Source organism: Burkholderia sp. RF7-non_BP4, from assembly GCF_001521935.1.
Taxonomy (GTDB): domain Bacteria; phylum Pseudomonadota; class Gammaproteobacteria; order Burkholderiales; family Burkholderiaceae; genus Burkholderia; species Burkholderia diffusa.
Map to the genome: position 1 here is coordinate 119,941 of NZ_LOTA01000007.1, position 22,921 is coordinate 142,861.

The following is a 22,921-nucleotide window of genomic DNA, read 5'->3' on the forward strand; positions in this document are numbered from 1 at the left end:
GCTCAACCGGTCAACCCTGCGGAATCGTGCCGGGCCGCACGTAGGCCAGCATGTGCGGCACGTAGTCGGCCTTGCCGAGCTCGACGCCGTGATGGCGCAGGATCGCGTACGCGGCGATCGCGTGAAAGTAGAACTGCGGCAGCGCCCAGTCGCGCGCGTACTGTTCGCCCGTCATGTCGAACGCGATGCCGTTCGGCAGTTCGAGCGCGATCGGCAGCGCGGCGCCGCCGTCGAGTGCGTCCGGCGCGAGTTCGCCGAGGAATGCGATCGTGCCGGCGACGATCCCTTGCGCGTCGCTCAGCGTGCCGGGCTGCGCGTCGGCATGCCAGCCGGCTTCCCGCAACGCCAGCAGCGCGTCCGGCAGCGGTTCGCCGCGCAGACGGTAGACCGGTTCCATCGCCTGGAAACAGGAAAACCGCACCTGGGCGGCGAGCGGATACATGTCGGGCGCCAGCTTGAGCGTCAGCAACGCATCGGGCGCGTTGCCCTCGGCCTGCCGATGCGCGGCGGCCTTGTCGAGCCACGCGGATTGCGCGCGCAGCATCTGGGTGAAGGTCGGAACGAGAAGTTGGGTCGGTGACATCCATGCTCTCCGATGAGGCGTTCGCGCCACGATATCAATGTCGGCGCGAATCCGTATTCTGCCGTAGCCGACGTTTCGACGCGAAACCGGTGACGTATCGCACGACCGACGCCCGGTGCGTCACGGTTTGCCGTGGCGCGCTAGGAAGCGATCGAATTGCGACGCGAACGCCTTGCCGTCACGTACGCTGAACGGGGCCGGGCCGCCCGTATCGATGCCCGCGCTGCGCAGCTGCTCCATCATCGCGCGAGTCGACAGCCGTTCCTCGATGTTCTCGCGGCTGAACCAGTTGCCGCGCGGGTCGAGCGCATGCGCGCCCTTGTCGAGGACCGCAGCGGCCAGCGGGATGTCGGCCGTGATCACGAGATCGCCGGCTTCCGCGAGTTCGACGATCCGCGCATCGGCCACGTCGAAGCCGGCCGGCACCTGCAGCGCCTTGATGAACGGCGACGGCGGCGTGCGCAGGAACTGGTTCGCGACCAGCGTCACGCAGATCTCGGCACGACGCGCGGCGCGAAACAGCATGTCCTTGATGACGGCGGGACACGCGTCGGCATCGACGAGTACTTGCATGGCAGGGATTCCGGTGGATAGAAACGGCGATCATAGCGCAGCGCCGGCGTGTCGCCGCGCACGGCTGCCCACGCGATCAGCCGGCCGGCCCGGCGCACAGCGACGCGGCCGTCATCCATTGCGCGCCCCAGGCATCGGCGAGCCGCCTGCCCTGCCCGATCCGCACGGCCGCATCGTCGAAGTCGACGAACACGACGTGATCGGCGGCCGCCGGTCTCGGCGGCGTTTCGCGCGTGCGGCCGTCGGACAGCACCCACAGCCAGCGCTGTTCGTCCGGCGTACGCCGTGCGGCGCCCGCGAGCAATTGCGCGGCGGCCGCGATGCCGTCGGCAAGCGGCGTGCCGCCGCCGCCGTCGACCGGTTCGAGCCAGCGCGCATTCCACCAGCGCGGCACGGCAGGACCGAAGCGCCGCGCGGCGCCGTCGCCGCCGAAGCAGATCAGCGCCGTTTTCACGCGGTCGCGCGCGGCCTGATCGAAGTACGCGACGATCAGGCCTTTCGCGAGCGCGAGCCGCTCGTGCGCCAGCATCGACGCCGAACAGTCGAGCACGAAGCAGTGGAGCGCGCGCGGTGTGCCGGCCCGCTTGCGGAAACGCAGATGCTCGGCGTGCAGCGGGCCGCCGCGCTTCGCGGCGAGCGTCGCCGGCCATGCAACGGCCGTGCCGCCACGCACCGTACCCGGCACGCGCGCGACAGCGCCTGGTTGCCATCGAGGACCGCGAACGGCTTTCGCGGCGGCGTCGGCTCGATGGCTCAGCGTTTTTTTAGCGGCAGCGGCACCACGCTCTTCACGTCACGCAGTCCGGCCGGCTCGGGCGGCAGGCAGCCCCAGTCGCCTTGCGATGCGGTTGCGTCGTTTCGTGCCGCGCCCGTTGGATGGTCGGGCTGCCGGCGCGTGTCCGGCGACGGACGGTCGTCGCGATCGTCGCGGCCGCCGCCGGCCTCCGCATTCGACTGCGTCGCGCCCGACGACGGCGGCCTACCCGCATGGCGCCGATGCCGCAGCACCGCGTCGGCCACACGTTCGACGTGCGACACCGTCACCGCGCCGGCCTGCTCCAGCGCCGCGAGCGCGCGCGCGGCGCGCAGCATCACGAGGTCGGCGCGCAGGCCGTCGACGGCCGCGTCGATGCACAGCGCGCTGACGCGCGCATGCACCGCGTCGCCGAAATCCAGCGCCGGCAACCGTGCCCGCGCCGCGCGGATCCGGTCGCCGAGTTCGCGCTGCGCGGCCGCGTGACGTGCGCGAAACGCGTCCGGGCCGAGATCGAACGCGAGGCGCGCCTTCACGATCTGCTCGCGCTGCGCGGCGTCGAAGCAGTTCTCGAGTTCGACCATCAGCCCGAAGCGGTCGAGCAGTTGCGGGCGCAGTTCGCCTTCTTCGGGATTCATCGTGCCGACCAGCACGAAGCGCGCGTCGTGCGCATGCGACACGCCATCGCGCTCGACCACGTTCACGCCGCTCGCGGCGACGTCGAGCAGCGTATCGACGAGCCCGTCGGCGAGCAGGTTCACCTCGTCGACGTACAGCACGCCGCGATGCGCGCGCGCGAGCAGGCCCGGCCGGAAGCGCACGCCGTTTTCGGCGAGCGCATGGGCGAGATCGAGCGTGCCCGTGACCTGTTCGTCGCTCGCCGACAGCGGCAGCGTGACGAATGCCCCTTCGGGCAGCAGTTCGGCGAGCGCGCGTGCGGCGGTCGATTTCGCGGTGCCGCGCGGCCCGCTGACGAGCACGCCGCCGAGCGACGGGTCGATCGCCGCGAGCAGCAGCGCCTGCTGCAGCGGTTGCTGCGCGACCAGCGCCGCGAACGGAAATACCGCGCGGGCGCGATGCGTCGTCGAATCGGTCATCGCCGTCCTCCTTCCTGACATTGTTCGCTGTCGAGCCAGACCGCTTCGATCCGCTCGCGATAATCGCCCGGCTCCTGCCACAGCCCGCGCTGCATCGCTTCGACGAAGCGTTCGCAGATGCCGTGCAGCGCCTTCGGGTTGTGGCGTTCGAGGAACGCGCGGGTGTCGTCGTCGAACAGGTACGCGTCGGCGACGAGCGCGTACTGGTGGTCCGACAGCACGCGCGCGGTCGCGTCATAGCCGTACAGGTAATCGACGGTCGCGGCCATTTCGGCCGCGCCCTTGTAGCCGTGACGCTTCACGCCGTCGAGCCATTTCGGATTGACGACGCGCGAGCGGATCACGCGCGCGATTTCCTCGCGCAGCGTGCGCATCTTCGGCGCGACCGGGTTCGCATGGTCGCCGTGGTAGATGCTCGGCTGCCGCCCGGACAGGTGCCGCACGGCCGCCGTCATCCCGCCCTGGAACTGGTAGTAGTCGTTCGAATCGAGGATGTCGTGTTCGCGGCTGTCCTGGTTCTGCACGACGACGTCGATCGTCGCGAGCCGTTCGCCGAACACGTCCGGCGCGGCGTCGCCGGCGCTGTTCTGCGCGTATGCATGGCCGCCCCACTGGCGGTATGCATCGGCGAGATCGGCATCGGTCTGCCAGCGGCGCTGGTCGATCAGGTCCTGCAGGCCCGCGCCGTAGCTGCCGGGCCGCGCGCCGAACACGCGCCAGCCGGCACGCCGCCGCGCTTCGTCCGGCGCCACGCCCTGCTCGATCCATTTCGCGCGTTCGCGCTCGACGCGCGCGCGGATCGGGTTCAGTGCCTCGGGCTCGTCGAGCGCGGCAACGGCCTGCACGGCCGCGTCGAACAGGTGCATCAGGTTCGGGAACGCGTCGCGGAAGAAGCCCGACACGCGCAGCGTCACGTCGATGCGCGGCCGGTCGAATATCTCGATCGGCAGGATCTCGAAGTCGGTCACACGATGGCTGCCGTGCGCCCATTTCGGCCGCACGCCGAGGAGCGCGAACGCCTGTGCGATGTCGTCGCCGCCGGTGCGCATCGTGGCCGTCCCCCAGACCGACAGGCCGATCGCGCGCGGATAGTCTCCGTGGTCCTGCAGATGGCGTTCGATCAACTGCTGCGCGGACTTCAGCCCGAGCGACCACGCGGCCTGCGTCGGCACGGCGCGCGTATCGACCGAATAGAAGTTGCGGCCCGTCGGCAGCACGTCGGGCCGGCCGCGCGACGGCGAGCCGCTCGGCCCCGGCGGCACGAAGCGGCCGTCGAGCCCGCGCAGCAACTGGCGCAGTTCCTCGCCGCCGCATGCGTCGAGGGCGGGCAGCAGCGTCGAGCACACGCGCTCGAGCACGGCGAGCGTGCTCGGCCAGTCGCCGGGCGGCGTGGGGGCGGCATCGGCGCCGGTCTCGCCGGAAACGGCCGCGCACAGCCCGTCGAGCCAATGCTGCGCGAGCCGTTCGAGCCGCTCGCGCGTGTCGCCGGCATGGCGCCACGGCGACGCGTCGAGCGCTTGCAGAACGGCCGGCCGCGGGCCCGTCCACGGCGCGGCCCACTCGGCCGCGAGCGGATCGAAATCGTCGCCGAGCGCGAGATCGCGCGCGAGCGCGCCGATCAGCCCCGCGCGTTCGCCCTTGCCGTCGCCGACCGGAAAACGCGCGAGCGCGAGCAGCGTGTCGCGTCGCTGACGGTCGGCGGGCGACACGCCGAACACGTGCAGCCCGTCGCGAATCTGCGCTTCCTTCAATTCGCACAGCCATGCGTCGACGCGCGTCAGCAGCGCATCCTCGTCGCCCGCATCGCGCGGCGGCGACACGCTCAGTTCGTCGTGCAGACGGTGTTCGGCGATCGTCGCGAGAATCGTCTTGCGCAGCAGCTTCGCGCGCCGCGCATCGACCATCAGCGCCTCGTAGTATTCGTCGACCTGCCGTTCGAGATCCTGCAGCGGGCCGTAGTTTTCCGCGCGCGTGAGCGGCGGCATCAGGTGATCGACGATCACCGCCTGCGCGCGGCGCTTCGCCTGGCTGCCCTCGCCCGGATCGTTGACGATGAACGGATACAGATGCGGCAGCGGCCCGAGCGTCAGGTCGGGCCAGCACGCGTCGGACAGCGCGACGCTCTTGCCCGGCAGCCATTCGAGGTTGCCGTGCTTGCCGAGGTGGATGACCGCGTCGATGCCGAACGCATCGCGCAGCCAGAAATAGAACGCGAGATACGCGTGCGGCGGCACGAGGTCCGCATCGTGGTAGCTCGCATAGTCGTTCTCGCCGCGCGAGCGCGACGGCTGGATGCCGACGAACACGTTGCCCGCGCGCCAGCCGGCGATCGTGAAGCGCCCCTGCCGCAGCGTCGGGTCCGCTTCGGGCGGGCCCCAGCGCGCGTTCAGCGCGTCGCGCACCGCGGTCGGCAGCCGCGCGAAATGCGCGACGTAATCGGCCAGCGCGAAGCTCTGGAACGCGGGGCGCAAGGCGCGCACGGCCGGGTCGTTGGTCACGCCTTCGGTGAGTCGCGCGATCAGCGCGTCGCCATCGGCAGGCAGGTCGGCCACGGCATAGCCCGCATCGCGCAGCGCCGCCAGCACGCGCAGTGCGGACGCCGGCGTGTCGAGCCCGACGCCGTTGCCGATCCGCCCTTCGCTTTGCGGATAGTTCGCGAGGATCAGCGCGATGCGCTTGTCGGCGTTGTCGAGCGTGCGCAGCCGGCACCAGCCCCGCGCGAGCGCCGCGACGAACGCGACGCGTTCGGCGTCCGGCTGGTAGCGCACGACGTCGACTTCGGTGTGCGGACAACGATACGCCAGCCCCTTGAAGCTCACCGCGCGCGTGACGATGCGCCCATCGACCTCGGGCAACGCGATGTGCATCGCGATGTCGCGCGCATGCAGCCCCTGGTTGTCGGCCACCCACGCGTCGCGGTTGCCGCCGGACAGGATCACCTGCAGCACCGGCGCATCGCCGGCGAGCACGTCGGGCTCGGGGCTGTCGATCGTGCCGGCCGCGAAGGCGGTGGTGTTCAGCACGAGCGCGACGCCGTGCGTGTCGCACAGCTGCGTGATGACCTCGCGGCTCACCGCATCCTTCAATGACGTGACTGCGATCGGCAGCGGATTGAGCCCCTCGCGCACGAGCGCATCGGCCAGCGCGTCGAACACGGCGGTGTTCGCGGCCTGCCAGTGCGCGCGATAGAACAGGATCGCGACGACGGGCGCGCCGGGCGTCCAGCGCGCACGCCAGTCGTCCACGCTCGCCGGGTCGCGCGCCGGGTGATACAGCGCGGCGGCCGGCAGCGGGCGCGGCAGTTCGGGTTCGTCGCCGAAACCGAGCGTATGGAACGCGATGCTGCGCAGCAACGCTTCGGCGTTGTGCATGCCGCCTTCGCGCAGATAGCGCCACCACATCCGGCACAGGTCGGGCGCGACCGTGCTCTTCGCGACGAGGTTCGGGTCTTCCTGCAGGTCGCCCGAGAACATCGCGAGCTGCTGCTTGCGTTTCGACGCGAGCGACACGGCCTGCTCGATCCCGTACGGCCAGTATGCTTCGCCGCCCAGATGATCGATCACGACCGTCTTCGCGTGACGCAGCACGTCGTCGACATAGAAATCGACCGACGCCGGCTGACGCAGGAACGTGACGTTCGCGAGCCGCACGCTCGGAAAGCCGACGGGCAGTTTCGGCACGACGCTGGCCAGCAGCGACAGCGTCGTGTCGGCCGAGCTCAGGATCACGATGTCGGCCGGCTGCTGGTCGATCCGGACGACGCCCTGCGTATCGTCGACGAAGCCGCCCGGCGTGGTGCGCAGCAGATGCATCGCGCGTTACGCCTGTTGCAGGTCGGCCGCGCACGCGGCGTCGAACGCGCGCTGCAGCGCGGCCGCGTCGAGATCCTCGCCGATCAGCACGAAGCGGCTCGCCCGCGTTTCGCCGTCCTGCCAGCGACGGTCGAAGTAGCTGTCGAAGCGGCGGCCGACGCCCTGGATCACGAGCCGCATCGGTGCATCGGGCAGCGCGGCGAAGCCTTTCGCGCGGTAGATCGTGTGCGTCTCGACGACACGCTGCAGCGCGGCGATCGTCGCCTCGCGCGTGCCCGCATCGCCCGACACCACCACCGAATCGAAATCGTCGTGATGGTGGTCGTGATCGCCGTCGTCGGCCGAGCCGTGATGGTCGTGCCGCAGGTGAATCGTTTCCTCAGACGCCGATTCGCGCCCGAGCAGCATCGCGACGTCCAGTTCGCCACGCGTCGCGCGCACGATCTTCACCTGCGGCGGGATTTCCTCGCGGATCGCGGCTTCGACCTCGGCGAACCGCGCGTCGGCGACGAGATCGGCCTTGTTCACGATCACGAGGTCGGCGGACGACAGCTGATCGGCGAACAGTTCGTGCAGCGGCGATTCGTGGTCGAGGTTCGGATCGGCGCGGCGCTGCGCGTCGACGGCCTGCGGGTTCTCGGCGAACTGGCCGCTCGCGGCGGCCGGACCGTCGACGACGGTCACGACCGCGTCGACCGTGAAGCTGTTGCGGATCGTCGGCCAGTTGAAGGCCTGCACGAGCGGCTTCGGCAGCGCGAGGCCCGACGTCTCGATCAGCACGTGATCGATGTCGGCGCGGCGCTCGACGAGCGCCTCCATCACGGGATAGAACTCCTCCTGCACCGTGCAGCACAGGCAGCCGTTCGCGAGTTCGTACAGCTGGCCCGTCGCTTCGCCCTGCGCGCCGTCCGCGTCCTCGCAGCCGATGCCGCAGCCCTTGAGGATTTCGCCGTCGATGCCGAGCTCGCCGAATTCGTTGACGATCACCGCGATGCGGCGGCCTTCGGCGTGCTGCAGGATGTGGCGCATCAGCGTGGTCTTGCCGCTGCCGAGAAAGCCCGTGACGATCGTGACGGGAAGCTTGCGTAAGGTCATGGTGGATCCTGTGTGGAAAAGGGAGTCAGGCCGAGAGCGTCACGTCGATCTCGTCGTAGCGTTTGAGGCGGTAGATCGCGGCCGACACGATCCAGCACGCGAGGAACAGGCCGATCACGACGTAGCCGAGCATCCCGAAATGCGATGCGACCATCGTCGAGAAATTCCACACGGGCCCCTGCAGCGACAGTTTATCCGCGAGCAGCGCGAGCACCTCGATGCCGCCGATCAGCGCGGCGACCAGCACCGACACGAACGTGATCGTCATGTTGTAGTAGATCTTGCGGATCGGCCGCACGTACGCCCAGCGGTACGCGCCCATCATCAGGATGCCGTCGGTCGTGTCGACGAGCGTCATGCCCGCGGTGAACAGCACCGGCAGCACCATCACCGACCAGAACGACAGGCCGCCCTGCACCTGCGTGGCCGAAATGCCGAACAGCGCGATTTCGGTCGCGGTGTCGAAGCCGAAGCCGAACAGGAAGCCGACCGGATACAGGTGCCAGCTGCGCGACACGAGGCGGAACAGCGGCCGGAACAGGCGGGCCAGCACGCCGCGCTGGTTCATCAGCATGTCGAGGTCGGCGTCGACGATCGCCTCGCCGCGGCGGGCCGCGCGAAACGTCCGGTAGACGGAGATCAGGATCAGCAGGTTGGCGGCCGCGAGCACCAGCAGGAAGAACGCCGACACGCTCGTGCTGATCACGCCGCCCCAGGTCTTCATGCTCTCGAAACGCGCGAGCGACGCCGCGGTCAGCGCGACCGCGACCGACATCACGATCACCACCGTCGAATGGCCGAGCGAGAAGAACAGGCCCGCGCCGAGCGGGCTGCGGCCCTCCTGCATCAGCTTGCGCGTGACGTTGTCGATCGCGGCGATATGGTCGGCGTCGACCGCGTGGCGCAGCCCGAACACGTAGGCGAGCAGCGCGGTGCCCAGCAGCACGGGCTGGTCGCGAAACGCGACGAAGGCCCAGATCCACGCGCCGACGTTGAAGGCGACGAGCAATGAATAGATCGCGACGATTTTGCCGCGCAGCCCGGATGAGCTGTCGTTGAACAGACGGAAGAACGAGTCGAGCATGATGCTCCTTTGCGAACGGTCGACATGATGAATGCCAACACGGCCGTCGTCGGCCCCGCCCGCGCCGCCGGCCGTTCTTCGCCCCGGCCCGCGCGCGCTGCGGCTGACGGGTCGGCAAAGGAAGCGGGCAGCGTTCGGGCGTCGGGCGTGCTGCGGCCGTGGACGATGCGCCGCCTCCCCGCGGCGCTGAACCCCACGTTCTGGCCGGTATCCGGGCTGACGAACACGCCGCTTCGCCTTCCCGGATGCGCGGCATCCAGTGGCGGTCGTCCGCATGCAGCAGGCATGCGGCGAAGCGGCGCTGCATCGCGCTGAGCGCGATGCGTTCGCTTACCGTTGCGGGGGCAGCACAGGTTGGCTCGACCGCGGTGCAGCCAGGCTCCCTGTTTCCCGTTTAACTGCGCGCGCCGGAGGAGCGCGCGCGAGCACCAAAACGCGTGCGAGTGTAGGCGGCGGTGCGGGGAGCGTCAAGGCGGAACGGGCCGCCGCGGTGCGTTGGGCCCGGCCGCGGCATCGTGCCGGGGGCGCCCGCGGCGCCCGCGGGGCGGGTTCGCGCGGGCCGACCGCTGTGCTATCGTATGCGCCGCGTTCGGTGCTCGCATGCGCATTCCGCGCACGCAGTTAAACGGGAAACAGGAGGCGGAAGTCCGCCCGGCCTGTGCTGTCCCCGCAACGGTACGCCGCCCGCGCGCCGCGGTTCCCCCCGCACGCGCCCAGGCCGCCCGCGATGCCACTGCCCTTCAGCGGGCGGGAAGGCTGCGGCCTGGCAAGCGGCCAGCCCGGATACCGGCCGACGCAAGGGGCGAGCCCGCTGCTCGCCGAACGCCCGATCCGCGGGGGACGGATGGGGTGCGCTTCCCGCCCGCGTTCGCGCGGGCTTCGCCCGATCCATCATGCCTTGCCTGTCCGCCGGCCGCCGATGTGCCGCTCGCCGTCCCCTTTCCACTGCCACGACACGGTGTGCGCCGTGCCGCGTCCGATGAGCCGCGCCTGGCTCGTCGGCGCCGGCCCCGGCGACGCCGATCTGCTGACGCTGAAGGCCGTGCGCGCGATCGCCGCGGCCGACGTGCTGCTCGTCGACGACCTCGTGAACCCCGACGTATTGCGCCATGCACGCGCCGACGCGCGCATCGAGCACGTCGGCAAGCGCGGCGGCCATGCGTCGACGCCGCAGGAGGCGATCGTCGCCGCGATGCTCGCGCACCTGCGCGCGGGCCGCAGCGTCGCGCGGCTCAAGGGTGGCGATCCGTTCGTGTTCGGCCGCGGCGGCGAGGAGCTGCTCGCGCTCGGCGCGGCGGGTTTCCCGGTCGAGGTCGTGAACGGCATCACGGCCGGTATCGCGGCCCCGGCCGCGCTCGGCATTCCGGTCACGCATCGCGGCGACGCGCAGGGCGTGATCTTCGTCACGGGCCACGGCGCGGGTGCCGACGAGCCCGACTGGCGCGCGCTGGCCGCGACGCGCATGACGATCGTGATCTACATGGGCATACGCCGGCTCGACGCGATCGTGGCCGCGCTGCGCGACGGCGGCGTGCCCGGCGACATGCCGTGCGCGGCGATCGAGAACGCGACGCGCGACGGGCAGCGGCACGTGCTCGCGACGCTCGACACCGTCGTCGAACGCGTGGGCGCGACCGGTATCGGTTCGCCCGCGATCGTCGTGATCGGCCGCGTCGCGGCGCTTGCCGACGATCCGGCCGTGCGCGCGGCGCTCGGCGGCCGCGCATGATGCGCGTCGCGCTCGGCGTCGGGTTTCGCGCGGACGTGACGGCCGCGCAACTCGATGCCGCGATCCGCGCGGCGCTGAAGCACTACCCCGATGCCGAGCCGGCCGTCGTCGCGACGCTCGCCGACAAGGCGCGCGCCCGGCCGCTGCGCACGCTGTGCGCACGCCGCGGCTGGCCGCTCGTCGCGTTCGACGCGGCGCAGCTCGCGCAGTGCCCCGAACCGCCATTGAGCGGCCCGTCGGCTGCCGCGCTCGCGCGTTTCGGCGTCGCGGGCGTGGCCGAGCCGTGCGCGCGGCTCGCGGCGCCGCGGGGCCGGCTGCTCGGCCCCAAATCCATCCTGGGCGGCGTGACGGTCGCGCTCGCCGGCCCGCTCTGAACCCTTTGTTTCGCTTTCGACAGGACGATTCCCGATGAAGACCGATGCCGAATCCCATCAGCGGATGACCGAACGCCGCCGCGCCGGCCATGAAAAGAAGCAGGCCGCCGCCACCCAGGAAAAGGGCCTGCTGATCGTCAACACCGGCAACGGCAAGGGCAAGAGCACGGCCGCGTTCGGCATGGCCGTGCGCGTGCTCGGCCACGGCATGCGGCTCGGCGTCGTGCAGTTCATCAAGGGCGCGCTGCACACGTCCGAGCGCGACTTCCTCGGCGCGGTCGCGCAATGCGACTTCGTGACGATGGGCGACGGCTATACGTGGAACACGCAGAATCGCGACGCCGACATCGCGACCGCGCGCAAGGGCTGGGACGAGGCGCGCCGGATGATCGAAAGCGGCGAGTACCGGATGGTGATCCTCGACGAGCTGAACACCGTGCTGAAGTACGAATATCTGCCGCTCGACGAAGTGCTCGCGACGCTCGTCGGGCGGCCGGATTCGGTGCACGTCGTCGTCACGGGCCGGCATGCGCCCGATGCGCTGATCGATGCGGCCGACCTCGTCACCGAAATGCGGCTCGTCAAGCATCCGTACAAGGAGCAAGGCGTGAAGGCGCAGCCCGGCGTGGAGTTCTGAGCGATGCCGGCCTGCCCCGCGCTGTTCGTCAGCGCGCCCGCGTCCGGCCAGGGCAAGACGTCGGTGACGGCCGGCCTCGCGCGGCTGCACCGGCGGCTCGGCCGGCGCGTGCGCGTGTTCAAGACCGGGCCGGATTTTCTCGATCCGATGTTGCTCGAACGCGCGAGCGGCGCCCCCGTGCATGCGCTCGACCTCGGCATGGTCGGGGAAGCCGGCTGCCGTGCGCTGCTCGCCGATGCCGCACGCGACGCGGACCTGATCCTGATCGAAGGCGTGATGGGATTGTTCGACGGCACGCCGAGCAGCGCCGATCTCGCGGTCGCGTTCGGCGTGCCGGTCGTCGCGGTGATTGCCGCGAAGTCGATGGCGCAGACGTTCGCGGCGATCGCGTTCGGGCTCGCGCGGTTCCGCCCCGAGGTGCCGTTTCACGGCGTGCTGGCGAACCGCGTCGGGTCGCCGCGGCACGCGGAACTGCTGCGGCAGGCGTTACCCGACGACTTGCGCTGGCTCGGCCACGTGCCCGCCGATGCGGGCATCGCGCTGCCGGAGCGGCATCTCGGCCTGCACCAGCCGGCCGACATCGACGACCTCGATGCGCGGCTCGAGCGCGCGGCCGACGTGCTCGCGCAGACGGCGCTCGCCGAATTGCCGCCCGCCGTTTCGTTCGCGGCGCCGGACGTCCGCGCCCCGCTGCCGCGTGCGCTCGCCGGCACGCGGATCGCGATCGCGCGCGACGCGGCGTTCTCGTTCATTTATCCGGCGAATCTGGCGCTGCTCGATGCGCTCGGCGCGCAGCTTCGGTTCTTTTCGCCGCTGGCCGACGAACCCGTGCCCGCCGATTGCGATGCGCTGTTCCTCCCGGGCGGCTATCCGGAACTGCATGCGGCGACGCTTGCGGCGAATGCCGTGACCGCGCGGACGATTCGCGCGCACGCGGCGGCCGGCCGGCCGATCGTCGCGGAATGCGGGGGGATGGTGTATCTGTGCGAATCGCTGACCGACGTGGACGGCGCGACGACGCCGATGCTCGGGCTGCTGTCGGGCCATGCGACGATGCAGCGCCGGTTCGCGGCGCTCGGGATGCAGCAGCTGGATACGCGCACCGGGCCGATGCGCGGTCATACGTTTCATTATTCGCGGCTCGATACGCCGCTGGCGCCGGTGGCGACCGCTGCGCGGCCCGACGGCGCGCCCGGCAGCGGCGAAGCCGTTTATCGCGCGGGCCCGATCGTCGCGACGTACATGCACATGTACTGGCCGTCGAATCCGGAAATGGCGGCCGCGCTGTTCGGCGGCACGGCATTCTGACGCAAACCGTGGAAGGTCGCGACGTCAGTGCTTTTCGCGGCCCGGCGCTTCCGAGCGTGAAGTCCGGATCACGGCGCCGTCGGGCGAGAAATGCGCGTTGAACATCGCGTCGCCCGATACGCCGCCCTCGGCCCAGTGCCAGCTCCACACTTCTTCATGACTCAACGCGTATTGCGCGACCTCGGTCGGCTTGCCGAGCAGCTGCCGTACGTCGTCCTTCGACATTCCCGGCACGACCTTCGCGATGTTTGCCGCCGTCAGGGCCTGCGTGATCGACACGAGCCGGCCGTCCGGCCCGAAATCGAGCATGTACGTGCTCGTGCCGTACGGGCCGCGCGGATACTCGAAACGCTGCGAGCCGTCCTCGCCCTGCCTCACCATCTCGGGCTTGCCGGCCTGGCGCAGCACGTCCTCGGTCGTCGAGACGCCCGGCTGCAGATTGCCGAACGCCATCGGATCGGGCTTGATCGCATTCACCGCGTCAGCCACCTTCTGGTCGTCGCAACCGGCCGCCAGAACGCCGACCGCGCAGGCCGTCAGCACGGTCAGAAACTGTTTTCGCATGTCATCCACACCTGTATTCATCGAGCCGATCCGGCGTCGCGCGCAGCGTAGCACGCGGCTCGTCCCGTCGATGTCAAGGAGCGTCAAATTCGCGCGCATCCCGCGCGCCCGGTTTCACGGCCGCGTTGGCGCGTGCCGGGCGGCGGCGCCCGCGTCGATGCGGCGCGGCGTCACGCCAGGAACGTCTCGGCCAGCTTGACCCAGTACGATGCGCCGGTCGGCAGCGCGGCGTCGTTGAAGTCGTAACCGGGGTTGTGCACCATGCAGCCGCCCTCCCCGTCGCCGTTGCCGATGATCAGGTAGCAGCCCGGCCGCTTCTCGAGCAGGAACGCGAAATCCTCGCTGCCGGTGAGCGGCACCATTCCGTCGATCAGGTTCGCCTCGCCGACCCACTCGCGCGCGACGCCGCGTGCGAACGCGGTCATCTGCGCGTCGTTGACGAGCACCGGGTAGCGGCGCTGGTAGTCGATCGTCGCGGTCGCGCCGAACACCGCAGCCTGCGCATGAACGACTTCCTTGATGCGCGTCTCGAGCAGGTCGCGCACTTCCGGCTTCAGCGCGCGCACGGACAGGCGCATCTGCGCGCGGTCGGGAATCACGTTCGGCGCCTCGCCCGCATGGATCGCGCCCACCGTGACGATCGCCATGTCGAGCGGCGACACGTTGCGCGACACGATCGTCTGCAGCGCGACGACGATCTGCGCGCACACGACGACCGGGTCGATCGCCCTGTGCGGCACCGCGCCGTGGCCGCCGCGCCCCTGCACGTCGACGATCACGGTATCCGACGACGCCATGAACGGCCCCGGCAGGAAGCCGAACTTGCCCGTCGGGAAGCCCGGCATGTTGTGCATCGCGAAGATCGCGTCGCACGGGAACTGCTCGAACAGTCCGTCGTCGAGCATTTTCTTCGCGCCGCCGAGCCCTTCCTCGGCCGGCTGGAAAATCAGGTTCAGCGTGCCGGAAAAGCGGCGCTCGCGCGCCAGGTGCTTCGCGGCCGCGAGCAGCATCGCCGTGTGGCCGTCGTGGCCGCACGCGTGCATCTTGCCGGGGATCGTGCTCTGGTACGGCAGGCCGGTCGATTCGTGGATCGGCAGCGCGTCCATGTCGGCGCGCAGGCCGAGGCGCTGCGTGCCGTTGCCGACCTTCAGTTGCGCGACGACGCCCGTGCCGCCGAGCCCGCGATGCACCGTATAGCCCCACGCCTGCAACTGCCCGGCGACGAGGTCGCTCGTCGCGAATTCCTCGAAACCCAGCTCGGGGTGGGCATGAATGCGGTGCCGGATCTCGATCATTTCGTCGGCGAGGCCTGCGGGGATCACGCTGTGCGTCACGGTGTCGTCTCCTGGGTTTCGTGGGGAAGGTGCAGGCAAGGATAGTCGGTTGAACGGCAACCGGACAGACAGAAAGTCGTCACGGCGGCAACCAGGAGTTGCCTGTCGATCGTCGCGGCGCGCGACGAATGCGCGACGGATCGTACGGCGGAAGGAAACCGGCCATTCGGGCGACTGCCGCCTGCGGTCGGGGTTCGCGACACTGCGTGTTCCGTCTCGATTTTTCAGGTGGGAGGGCATGTTGGTTGCCGTTCGTCATTCCGGAATAATTCCGTCACATCAACGGGTTGAGCATCTTTGTTCACTTTTTGACGGCCGTACATTTTTTGTGTACGCTCGTGAAAAAGTGAACAGGCGATCCACCCCGATGCGCAAGAACGCCACCCTGCCGATCTCGGAACAGCACGTGCTCGATGAAGCCTGTGCCGCGTTCGGACGCGCGACCCGGCGCTTCGACGCCCGGCCCGTGCGCGTGCCGGCCGCATACAACGCGCATGCCGACGCGATGATCCGCTTCGGCATTGCCGGGCAAACATTCGAGATGCCGGTGGCGGTGAGCGTCGGCGTCGAATCGCTGCCCGGCGCGCTCGCCGCGTTACGCCGCCACGCGCCTCCAACGTCCGCCGAGCGGCCGCTGATGCTGGTCGCGCCGTATTTTTCGGCCGACCTGGCCGCCCGCCTGATCGAGCACGACATCCCGTTCATCGATACCGCCGGCAACGCATGCCTGATCCAGCCGGAGGCGACCGTGATGATCTCCGGTCGGCCGAAACCTGCACGCACGCCACGCCGGCAGGCATCGCGGGCGACGACGCCCAAGGGGCTCGCCGTGATGTTCGCGCTCGCGACGCAGCCGGGCCTCGTCACGCAACCGCTCCGCGCGATCGCCGCCGCGTCGGGCGTCGCGCTCGGCACGGTCAATCTCGCGATGGACGATCTGATCGCACGCGGCCTCATCGCGCAGCGGCGCAACGGCGCGCGCGCGTTTACCGACTGGCCGCGCTTCGTGCAGGAATGGGTCGCGCTGTACCCGAGCCGCCTGCGCGCGAAATTGCCGAGCCGGCGGTTTGCCGCGCTCGCGCCCGACTGGTGGCGCGGTTTCGATTTCGCGGCATTCGACGCGCGGCTCGGCGGCGAACCCGCGGCCGACCTGCTGACGCACGACCTGAAGCCGGCCGCGGTCACCGTCTATACGCACGGCGCGGTGTCGAACCGCCTGCTGCTCCAGGCGCGCCTGCGCCCGGACGAGCGCGGCGACGTCGAGCTGCTCGAAGCATTCTGGCCGCCGTCGCCGGCGCTCGACTGGCGCGAGCAGGACGTGCCGCTCGTGCCGCCGCTGCTGATCTACGCGGATCTCGTCTCGTCCGGAGACAGCCGCAATCTTGCCGCCGCTGAACACATCCATGACCGATACCTCGCCCACCCGCCCGCTTGAAGTCGACGCGCGCCGGCCGCTCGAACCGGCGGCGGTCGCGTTGCTGCAGGCGGTCCGTACGGCTTGCGCGCAGCTCGACGCGGCATTCGTCGTCGCCGGCGCGACCGCGCGCGACATCCTGATGTGGCATGTCCACGGCATCCGGCCGGTGCGTGCGACGCGGGACGTCGACGTCGCCGTGTGCGCGGTGAGCTGGCCGTTTCACGAACGGCTCGTCGATGCGCTCGTCGCGACGGAGCAATTCACACGCGCGCCGAAGCATCAGCAGAAACTGCTGTTCGACAGCGGGACGCAAGGCTTTCGCACGGAGCTCGATCTCGTGCCGTTCGGGCCGCTCGAGGCGCCTCCCGGCGAAATCGCGTGGCCACCGGGCGGCGATTTCGTGTTGAACGTGCTGGGCTTTCAGGAGGCGGTCGATACGGCGCTGGTCGTGTCGATCGCGGCCGACATCGCGGTGCCGGTGGCCAGCCTGCCGGCCCTGGCGCTGTTGAAGCTGCTCGCGTGGAAGGACCGGCGCGCACGCCAGAACAGCGACGCGTACGACCTGCTGTTCCTGCTCACGCATTTTCACGACGCGGGTAATCGCGAGCGCATCTGGGACGTCGCGCCCGACCTGCTCGAGCGGCACGGTTTCCAGCCCGAGCTGGCCGCGGCCGCGCTGCTGGCGCGCGACGCAAGGCGGATTGCTTCGCCGCACACGCACGATGCGATCCGCGCGCTGTTATCCGACGCGGCGATCTACGCGACGCTCCGGCAGGATCTGCAGGCCCGCGCGTTCGCGCTGCTGCCGGGCGAATTCAACGATGACGCCGACCGGTATCTCGACGCGTTCCGCGACGCCTTTCTCACCGATTCGCCCGTTCCCCGGACGTGACGTGCGGCCGCGCGACAAACGCCGTCACGCGTTCCGCATGCTTCGTCACGGCAACCGGAACGTGTCGAAGAATGTTTCGCGCTCCATCACGGTGAGCGCCGCGCGCTTGTGCGGGAAGTCGAACTCCTTCAGCGTGTAGAACCCGAGCCGGTGCATGTACGCGATATGCCGCACGTGATCGACGCGCGGCTCGCCGACGAGCCGCTGCGTGCGCGGTTCGTCGACGAACATGTAGTGCAGCACCCCGCTCCACCACGCATGCAGCTTGCCCGCGCTCTGGAAGCGTGAATCGCCGATCAGCAGATGCAGCCCGCGATCGAAGTCATGCGCGTCGTAGAACGGTGCGAGGCGGTCCTCCTTCGCCCAGTAGAACTCGAAATAGCCGAACGGCGTATCGTCGAAATAGCCGATCATCGGATGCATGTGCGGATCGGCGAGCCGCTCCGCGAGATAGGCGGCGTGCTCGTCGAGCGTGCCGCGCTGGTCCCAGAATTGCGCGACGCGATCGAGGTTCATCCAGTCGCTGAACAACTGCGAATGCGCATCGATGTCGACGGTGCGCAGGCTGAACGTCATCCCGACCTGCGGCATGTAGCGCGCATAGATCTCGCCGGCCGGCGACGGCGGCCGCACCGGATGCCGGTGGCCGTTCGTGATCGTGTAGCGCAGCGGCATCCCGCCCGACGCGGGCGCCTTCAGCCACGGCCGCGGGTTCTGCCAGAACGTCGCGCGCGATGCGGTGAGGCGCAGGCGGTCGCCCACGATCCGTGCGTCGTCGATCACGCCGTCGCGCACCGCGCGCGCGACGTACGACGCGATAGCCGCCGGATCGGCGCCGCCGTGCGGCACCGACACCGTCGCCGCATCGTGCCGCGTGTCCGTATTGAACAGCGCGACGAACTCCGCGAGCAGCGCGGCCGGCGCATCGTCGGGCCGCCACGCGTCGAGCGTGCACTCGGCGGCGGGTGGCTCCTGCCCGTGCGCGGCGCCGTCGAGTGCCGCGGCCACCTCGCCTTCGACGGCGTCCGCTTCCTTGTCGGCCGGTTTCGTCAGCGTGTCTTCCATCACAGTGCTCCCGCGTCGTGGCGATCGGCGAGGATGTGCAGCCCCCGCTCGAGCGCCGGAAACAGGCTGCGCTGGAAGTTGTTCCAGCGCAGTTCGAGAATCGTGTCGTCCGGCGCGATCGGCGTGTCGAGCACGTCGCAGATCACTTCACCGGAATCGATGCCGTTGTCGACGTAGTGAAACGATGCGCCCGTCATCGTCACGGGTTCGACGCGCGAGGTCGCGCCGCTCGCCCAGTCGACCCGTTCGCCGCGCGCGCCGTGCAGCGCGTCGAGCGTCGCCCATGCGCCGCGTCGCTGGTACGGCGAATCGTCGGCCGTGATGCCGGGGTGGATGTTCGCGATGCGGCGATGAAAGCGCGCGCCGGGACGCACGAGCTCGTCGAGGATCACGAGCAGCCCGTCGAGCACGACCACGTCGGCGTCGAGTTCGAGCAGGCGTTCGAGCAGGCGCCGCTCGAACGCCTGCTTGCCCGTCACGCGCTCGCGCGCATCGCGCGGCAGCCGTCGGTACGTCGACGCAATCGTGCAGAACAGTTCGTCGACCGGCCTGCCCTGCACGGTCAGCCCGTCGGGCAGGATCCACGGGCGGCCGGGCGTGCGTGCGAAGCCGTAGTCGGCGACCTTCGCGCGATCGGCCGGCGAGCCTTCGTCGTCGTCGACGATCACGCCCTGGAGCGCATAGCGTTCGCCGAGCGGCGAGTCGTTCAGACGCTCGACGAGGAATTCGAGCGGCGCCTTCATGTAGCGCGTGCCGCCCTGGTAAGCGACCGGCTGGCCGGCGCGATCGGCCGCGCCGTTGCGCAGCGACTGGATGTAGACGAGATTTTTCTTCGGCATGGAGGCGTCGTGAAAAAAGCGGACGACGGCGCCGCGGCCCGCCCGCGCCGGCCCGAAGGCCGGCCGGCGCGCCACGGCGCGCGGCGTCACCAGTTGTATTTCGCGGTGGCGATCACCGTGCGGTCGGTCCCGAAAACGCAGACGCTCGTCGACTGGCAACCGCTGATGTAGTGGCGGTTGAACAGGTTCGTCCCGTTCACGGCAAAGCGCCAGTTGCGCGTGTCGTAATGCACGCCCGCGTCGAACAGCGTGTAGCTCGATACCGTCAGCGAGTTGTCCGCCGCACCGGCCGACGCACTCTGGTAGCGCACGCCGCCGCCCAGGCCGAAGCCCGTGAGCGGCCCCGTGTGCCACGTCCAGTCCGCCCACAGCGACGCCATCTGGCGCGGCCGCGGAATGTCGACCGGCCAGTTGTTCAGCGACGCGTCGTTGGCCTTCACGTTCTTCACGTCCTGGTAGACGTAGGACGCGATCAGCGACAGGTTCCGCGTGAGCTTGCCGGTCGCGTTCAGCTCGATCCCGCGCGAACGCACTTCACCGGTCTGGACCGACGTCGTGCCGGACGGATCGAGATTGAGCGGCGTCGACGTGAGCACGTTGGTCTGGTTGATCTGGTAGATCGCCGCGCTCAGCATCAGGTTCTTGCCGGGCGGCTGCCAGCGCAGGCCGGCCTCGATCTGCTTGCCGCGCGTCGGCTGCGGCAGCCCGCCGCCATACAGGTTCACGCCGATCAGCGGGTTGAACGACGTCGCGTAGCTGACGTACGGCGACAGCCCGTAGTCGCCCTGGTACGTGAGGCCCACGCGGCCGGTGAACGCCGTGACGTCGGCCTTCGACTGCGTGCCGCCCGCGCGGTCGTCCATCCGCTGGTTGACCCAGTCCTCGCGGCCGCCGAGCGTCAGCGTCCAGCGGTTCCACTTGACCTGGTCCTGCACGTACAGCCCGAACGTGTTCATCGTCGTGTACGTGTTGGTGCGATACGTGGTGTTCGGCGGCGAGAACACGGACAGCGTGACCGGCGTGTAGACCGGGTTGTAGATGTTCAGCGTCGACGCGGCGGCCAGCCATTCGCTGTCGGTCGCGGTCTGCCGGTTGTACTGGAAGCCGAGCAGCAGCGTGTGCTCGAGCGGCCCCGTGCCGAAGCGGCCCTGCAGGTTGTTGTCGATGTCGAAGCGGCTGTAGTTCGTCTGGAACACGCCGGCCCAGCGGTTGATGTCGGTCAGGCTGCCGTCGGCGAAGCCCGCGCCGAACACCGAGCCGTTGTCGAGCGACAGGTGCATCCAGCGCACGTTCTGGCGGAACGTCCACATCGGATTCAGGTTCCGCTCGAACTGGTAGCCGAGCGACCACTGCTTCTTGCGGTAGTAGTTGAAATCCGGGTCGCCGCCGTAGACGTCCTTGTCGAGCTGCCCGTTGGGGTTCGGCAGCACCGTGCCTTGCGCCGGCAGGAAGTTCGACGAGATGTCGCCCCAGTCCTGCAGGTACGTGGCGGACAGCGTCAGCGACGTATCCGCGTCCGGGCGCCAGCGGAACGACGGTGCGAGCGCGACGCGCTGGTCGTTGTTCGGGCCGGTCAGCGCGTTGCCGTCGCGGGCGACACCGACGAACCGGTACGCGTACTTGCCGTCCGCGTCGAGCTTGTCGCCGACGTCGATCATGAACTGCTTGCGCGCGTAGTTGCCGAACTGCACGCCGGCTTCGCGCACGCGCTCGCCGTCGGCCGTCTTGGTCTGCACGTCGATGATCGCGCCCGGGTCGCCGGCGCCGTACAGCACCGACGTCGGCCCGCGCAGCACGGTGATGCTGTCGATCATGTACGGATCGACGCGCCAGCTCGACAGGTTCAGCGTGTTCGGCACCTGCAGGCCGTTCACGTACGCGGTCGGCGTGAAGCCGCGCAGCGCCGCGTACCAGTCGGAGCGGTTGTCCGAGCCGTACGACGAGAAACCGGGCACGTAGCGCAGTGCCGCGTTCACGTCGGTCGCGCCGGTCATCTCGATCTGCTGCGCGGTGACGACGTTGATCGTCTGCGGAATCTCGTTCAGCGCGGTATCGGTCTTGGTGCCGGTCCTGCTGCGCTTCGCGACGAGCCCGACCGTGCCGTCGCCCTCCGAGCCCGCGTTGACGTTGATCGCCGGCAGCGTGCCGGACGTCGAGCCGTTCTGCGCGCCGACCGCCGCACCGTTCTGCGCATTGCCGCCCGACGCCGCGGCGCCTGCGTTCACGGCCGGCGCCGTCTGGGCATATGCGTGCCCTGCCGCCATCCCGAACGCCACGCTCGCCGCGGCTGCGATCGCACGCACACGCGTGCCTGTTGCCCACTCCATCTTTCTCTGCTCCACTTTCTTGATGCGGTCTCCGACCGCGCCTTTGTCAAAGAGCGAAAGCCATGCGGCCCGCGCTCGCCCCGTCGTGATGTCGTTGTTCATGCCGTGCCCGGGCCGCGCCATCGTCATGGGCGGGCGCGATCCCTTCCTCGAGCGACGCGCAGATCTCGTCCGCGCGGCGCGCCAGGACCGACAGCAGCGTGTCGGACAGGCCGTGGCTGTCTTCGCAGCAGCCTTGCAGGTAGATGCGCGGCGCGAAGTGCGCGGGCGTCGCAAGCAGGTAGTCGCGCGTGACGTCGCCGCGCGTGAGCGCATCGCCCAGATGCGGTGCGAGCCCTTCGAGCAGCGCCGAATGCGTGTCGCGCCGGTAGCCGGTCGCGAGCACGAGCGCGTCGAACCGTTCGACGCGCGTCGCGCCGTTCATCCGGTCGCGCAGCGTCAGCTCGATGCGGCCGTCGCCGGCGCGCACCGCGGCCTCGATCGCGCTGTTCGCGAGCAGCGCATGGCGCGGCGTGCCGTCGATGCGCTGCAGGTACAGCATTTCGTAGATCTGCTCGATCAGCGGCCGATCGACCACCGCGTAGTTGGTGTCGCGATAGCGCTCGAGCAGCGCGCGGCGCGCGTCGTGCGGCTGCGCGTAGACGACGTCGGTGAATTCGGGGCTGAAGATCTCGTTGACGAACGGGCTGTCGTCGGCCGGTTTCAATGCGCCCGCGCGCATCACGAGGCTCGCGTCGACGTGCGGGAATCGGCGCGCGAGGTCGATGAACACCTCGGCCGCGCTCTGCCCCGCGCCGATCACCGCGACGCGGCGGCGCTCGCCGTCCGGCGCGGCGACCAGCCGGTCGATGTCGGTCAGGTACGACGACGAATGGATCACGCGATCGCGGCCGAGTGCGGCGAACGCGTCCGGCACCGCCGGCGTGCCGCCGACGCCGACCGACAGCGCACGCGTCACGCGCTGGCGCTCGCGGCCGGCCGCGTCGCGCGACAGCACGCGCAGCGCGTCGATCCGCGCGCCGTCGCCGCGCACGGGCTCGATCGCCGTGACGGTTTCGCTGTAATGGACGTGCTCGTCGAAGGCGTCGGCGACCCAGCTCAGGTAGTCGTGGAATTCGACGCGGGTCGGATAGAAGTTCTTCAGGTTGACGAATTCGTTCAGCCGGCCGCGTTCGAACAGGTAGTTGATGAACGTGTAGCGGCTTTTCGGATCGCGCATCGTGACGAGATCCTTCAGAAACGAGATCTGCATCCGGCAGTCGTCGAGCAGCATGCCGCGATGCCAGCCGAATTCCGGCTGGCGTTCGACGAAGCAATGCGCGAACGGACGCGTGCCGTTGCGTTCCGCGAGGCGCACGGCCAGCGCCAGGTTCGACGGCCCGAAGCCGACGCCGATCAGGTCGAATACGGTTTCTCTCTGCATGTCTCTCAGCTCCC

The 22,921-nt window shown here is 69.7% G+C and carries 19 protein-coding genes and 2 riboswitches; of the genes, 6 read left to right on the forward strand and 13 right to left on the reverse strand.

The features are described from left to right. Nucleotides 1-10: 10 nt before the first annotated feature. The 7 genes from WS49_RS03095 to WS49_RS03125 all read right to left on the reverse strand — a co-directional run bounded on the left by WS49_RS03095 (nt 11) and on the right by WS49_RS03125 (nt 8,998). Nucleotides 11-583 carry a DUF1993 domain-containing protein gene (locus WS49_RS03095; protein ID WP_059524377.1) on the reverse strand — a complete coding sequence of 191 codons (573 nt, stop codon included), beginning with the start codon at nt 581-583 and terminating at the stop codon, nt 11-13. Between the two features lie 120 nt (nt 584-703). Beyond that, nucleotides 704-1,156, reverse strand: coding sequence for a YaiI/YqxD family protein (locus WS49_RS03100; RefSeq protein ID WP_059524379.1), 453 nt, complete (start codon nt 1,154-1,156; stop codon nt 704-706). 76 nt (nt 1,157-1,232) lie between these two features. After that, nucleotides 1,233-1,841, reverse strand: coding sequence for a vWA domain-containing protein (locus WS49_RS03105; protein WP_059524381.1), 609 nt, complete (start codon nt 1,839-1,841; stop codon nt 1,233-1,235). A 68-nt stretch (nt 1,842-1,909) separates the two neighbouring features. Then, nucleotides 1,910-3,007, reverse strand: coding sequence for an ATP-binding protein (locus WS49_RS03110; protein ID WP_059524383.1), 1,098 nt, complete (start codon nt 3,005-3,007; stop codon nt 1,910-1,912). Then, complete coding sequence (gene cobN, locus WS49_RS03115; protein WP_059524385.1) at nt 3,004-6,819, reverse strand: cobaltochelatase subunit CobN; 3,816 nt, start codon at nt 6,817-6,819, stop codon at nt 3,004-3,006. Before cobN ends, WS49_RS03110 begins: the two co-directional genes overlap by 4 nt. 6 nt (nt 6,820-6,825) lie before the next feature. Further along, nucleotides 6,826-7,914 carry a cobalamin biosynthesis protein CobW gene (gene cobW, locus WS49_RS03120; protein WP_059524387.1) on the reverse strand — a complete coding sequence of 363 codons (1,089 nt, stop codon included), beginning with the start codon at nt 7,912-7,914 and terminating at the stop codon, nt 6,826-6,828. Nucleotides 7,915-7,939: 25 nt separating this feature from the next. Further along, nucleotides 7,940-8,998, reverse strand: coding sequence for a HoxN/HupN/NixA family nickel/cobalt transporter (locus WS49_RS03125; protein ID WP_059524389.1), 1,059 nt, complete (start codon nt 8,996-8,998; stop codon nt 7,940-7,942). Between the two features lie 185 nt (nt 8,999-9,183). Next, nucleotides 9,184-9,446: riboswitch (cobalamin riboswitch) on the reverse strand. A gap of 124 nt (nt 9,447-9,570) precedes the next feature. Then, nucleotides 9,571-9,807, forward strand: a riboswitch (cobalamin riboswitch). A gap of 170 nt (nt 9,808-9,977) precedes the next feature. Here WS49_RS03125 and cobA point away from each other — a divergent pair. From cobA to WS49_RS03145, 4 genes are read left to right on the forward strand one after another with little or no spacing between them, the layout of a single operon-like run. Next, nucleotides 9,978-10,727 carry a uroporphyrinogen-III C-methyltransferase gene (gene cobA, locus WS49_RS03130; RefSeq protein ID WP_059524391.1) on the forward strand — a complete coding sequence of 250 codons (750 nt, stop codon included), beginning with the start codon at nt 9,978-9,980 and terminating at the stop codon, nt 10,725-10,727. After that, nucleotides 10,724-11,101 carry a cobalamin biosynthesis protein gene (locus WS49_RS03135; protein WP_059524393.1) on the forward strand — a complete coding sequence of 126 codons (378 nt, stop codon included), beginning with the start codon at nt 10,724-10,726 and terminating at the stop codon, nt 11,099-11,101. Before cobA ends, WS49_RS03135 begins: the two co-directional genes overlap by 4 nt. A 34-nt stretch (nt 11,102-11,135) precedes the next feature. Then, on the forward strand, nt 11,136-11,738 hold the full coding sequence (gene cobO, locus WS49_RS03140) for a cob(I)yrinic acid a,c-diamide adenosyltransferase (protein WP_059524395.1): 603 nt from the start codon (nt 11,136-11,138) through the stop codon (nt 11,736-11,738). Nucleotides 11,739-11,741: 3 nt separating this feature from the next. Beyond that, a complete protein-coding gene (locus tag WS49_RS03145; RefSeq protein ID WP_059524397.1) occupies nt 11,742-13,046 on the forward strand; it encodes a cobyrinate a,c-diamide synthase in 1,305 nt (434 codons plus the stop codon). A gap of 24 nt (nt 13,047-13,070) precedes the next feature. On the opposite strand, the gene bamE is transcribed toward WS49_RS03145, so the two are convergent. Together bamE and WS49_RS03155 are read right to left on the reverse strand one after the other, a co-directional pair. Next, nucleotides 13,071-13,610 (reverse strand): outer membrane protein assembly factor BamE domain-containing protein, encoded by a 540-nt coding sequence (gene bamE / locus WS49_RS03150; RefSeq protein ID WP_059524399.1) that lies wholly within the window; start codon nt 13,608-13,610, stop codon nt 13,071-13,073. A gap of 170 nt (nt 13,611-13,780) precedes the next feature. Beyond that, nucleotides 13,781-14,944 carry a M20 aminoacylase family protein gene (locus WS49_RS03155; protein WP_059524401.1) on the reverse strand — a complete coding sequence of 388 codons (1,164 nt, stop codon included), beginning with the start codon at nt 14,942-14,944 and terminating at the stop codon, nt 13,781-13,783. A 367-nt stretch (nt 14,945-15,311) separates the two neighbouring features. Between WS49_RS03155 and WS49_RS03160 the strand changes: the two genes are divergently transcribed. After that, entirely contained in the window at nt 15,312-16,379 is a 1,068-nt protein-coding gene (locus tag WS49_RS03160) for a type IV toxin-antitoxin system AbiEi family antitoxin (protein WP_059524403.1), read from the forward strand. Further along, nucleotides 16,348-17,253 carry a nucleotidyl transferase AbiEii/AbiGii toxin family protein gene (locus WS49_RS03165; RefSeq protein ID WP_059524405.1) on the forward strand — a complete coding sequence of 302 codons (906 nt, stop codon included), beginning with the start codon at nt 16,348-16,350 and terminating at the stop codon, nt 17,251-17,253. Before WS49_RS03160 ends, WS49_RS03165 begins: the two co-directional genes overlap by 32 nt. Nucleotides 17,254-17,298: 45 nt before the next feature. On the opposite strand, the gene WS49_RS03170 is transcribed toward WS49_RS03165, so the two are convergent. From WS49_RS03170 to WS49_RS03185, 4 genes are all read right to left on the reverse strand, one after another. Further along, nucleotides 17,299-18,318 carry a GNAT family N-acetyltransferase gene (locus WS49_RS03170; protein ID WP_059524407.1) on the reverse strand — a complete coding sequence of 340 codons (1,020 nt, stop codon included), beginning with the start codon at nt 18,316-18,318 and terminating at the stop codon, nt 17,299-17,301. Further along, nucleotides 18,318-19,157 (reverse strand): formyltransferase family protein, encoded by an 840-nt coding sequence (locus WS49_RS03175; protein ID WP_059524550.1) that lies wholly within the window; start codon nt 19,155-19,157, stop codon nt 18,318-18,320. The genes WS49_RS03170 and WS49_RS03175 overlap by 1 nt, the downstream gene beginning before the upstream one ends. Before the next feature lie 86 nt (nt 19,158-19,243). After that, nucleotides 19,244-21,484, reverse strand: a complete 2,241-nt coding sequence (locus WS49_RS03180) for a TonB-dependent siderophore receptor (protein ID WP_059524552.1) — start codon at nt 21,482-21,484, stop codon at nt 19,244-19,246. A 46-nt stretch (nt 21,485-21,530) separates the two neighbouring features. After that, complete coding sequence (locus WS49_RS03185) at nt 21,531-22,907, reverse strand: lysine N(6)-hydroxylase/L-ornithine N(5)-oxygenase family protein (protein WP_059524409.1); 1,377 nt, start codon at nt 22,905-22,907, stop codon at nt 21,531-21,533. Nucleotides 22,908-22,921: the final 14 nt, after the last annotated feature.

Coding starts and splice junctions, on each gene's coding strand:
- WS49_RS03095 (WP_059524377.1), bottom strand. CDS start 583: ATGTCACCGACCCAACTTCTCGTTCCGACCTTCACCCAGATGCTGCGC.
- WS49_RS03100 (WP_059524379.1), bottom strand. CDS start 1,156: ATGCAAGTACTCGTCGATGCCGACGCGTGTCCCGCCGTCATCAAGGAC.
- WS49_RS03110 (WP_059524383.1), bottom strand. CDS start 3,007: ATGACCGATTCGACGACGCATCGCGCCCGCGCGGTATTTCCGTTCGCG.
- cobN (WP_059524385.1), bottom strand. CDS start 6,819: ATGCATCTGCTGCGCACCACGCCGGGCGGCTTCGTCGACGATACGCAG.
- cobW (WP_059524387.1), bottom strand. CDS start 7,914: ATGACCTTACGCAAGCTTCCCGTCACGATCGTCACGGGCTTTCTCGGC.
- WS49_RS03125 (WP_059524389.1), bottom strand. CDS start 8,998: ATGCTCGACTCGTTCTTCCGTCTGTTCAACGACAGCTCATCCGGGCTG.
- cobA (WP_059524391.1), top strand. CDS start 9,978: ATGAGCCGCGCCTGGCTCGTCGGCGCCGGCCCCGGCGACGCCGATCTG.
- WS49_RS03135 (WP_059524393.1), top strand. CDS start 10,724: ATGATGCGCGTCGCGCTCGGCGTCGGGTTTCGCGCGGACGTGACGGCC.
- cobO (WP_059524395.1), top strand. CDS start 11,136: ATGAAGACCGATGCCGAATCCCATCAGCGGATGACCGAACGCCGCCGC.
- WS49_RS03145 (WP_059524397.1), top strand. CDS start 11,742: ATGCCGGCCTGCCCCGCGCTGTTCGTCAGCGCGCCCGCGTCCGGCCAG.
- bamE (WP_059524399.1), bottom strand. CDS start 13,610: ATGCGAAAACAGTTTCTGACCGTGCTGACGGCCTGCGCGGTCGGCGTT.
- WS49_RS03160 (WP_059524403.1), top strand. CDS start 15,312: ATGCGCAAGAACGCCACCCTGCCGATCTCGGAACAGCACGTGCTCGAT.
- WS49_RS03165 (WP_059524405.1), top strand. CDS start 16,348: ATGACCGATACCTCGCCCACCCGCCCGCTTGAAGTCGACGCGCGCCGG.
- WS49_RS03170 (WP_059524407.1), bottom strand. CDS start 18,318: ATGGAAGACACGCTGACGAAACCGGCCGACAAGGAAGCGGACGCCGTC.
- WS49_RS03175 (WP_059524550.1), bottom strand. CDS start 19,157: ATGCCGAAGAAAAATCTCGTCTACATCCAGTCGCTGCGCAACGGCGCG.
- WS49_RS03180 (WP_059524552.1), bottom strand. CDS start 21,484: ATGGAGTGGGCAACAGGCACGCGTGTGCGTGCGATCGCAGCCGCGGCG.
- WS49_RS03185 (WP_059524409.1), bottom strand. CDS start 22,907: ATGCAGAGAGAAACCGTATTCGACCTGATCGGCGTCGGCTTCGGGCCG.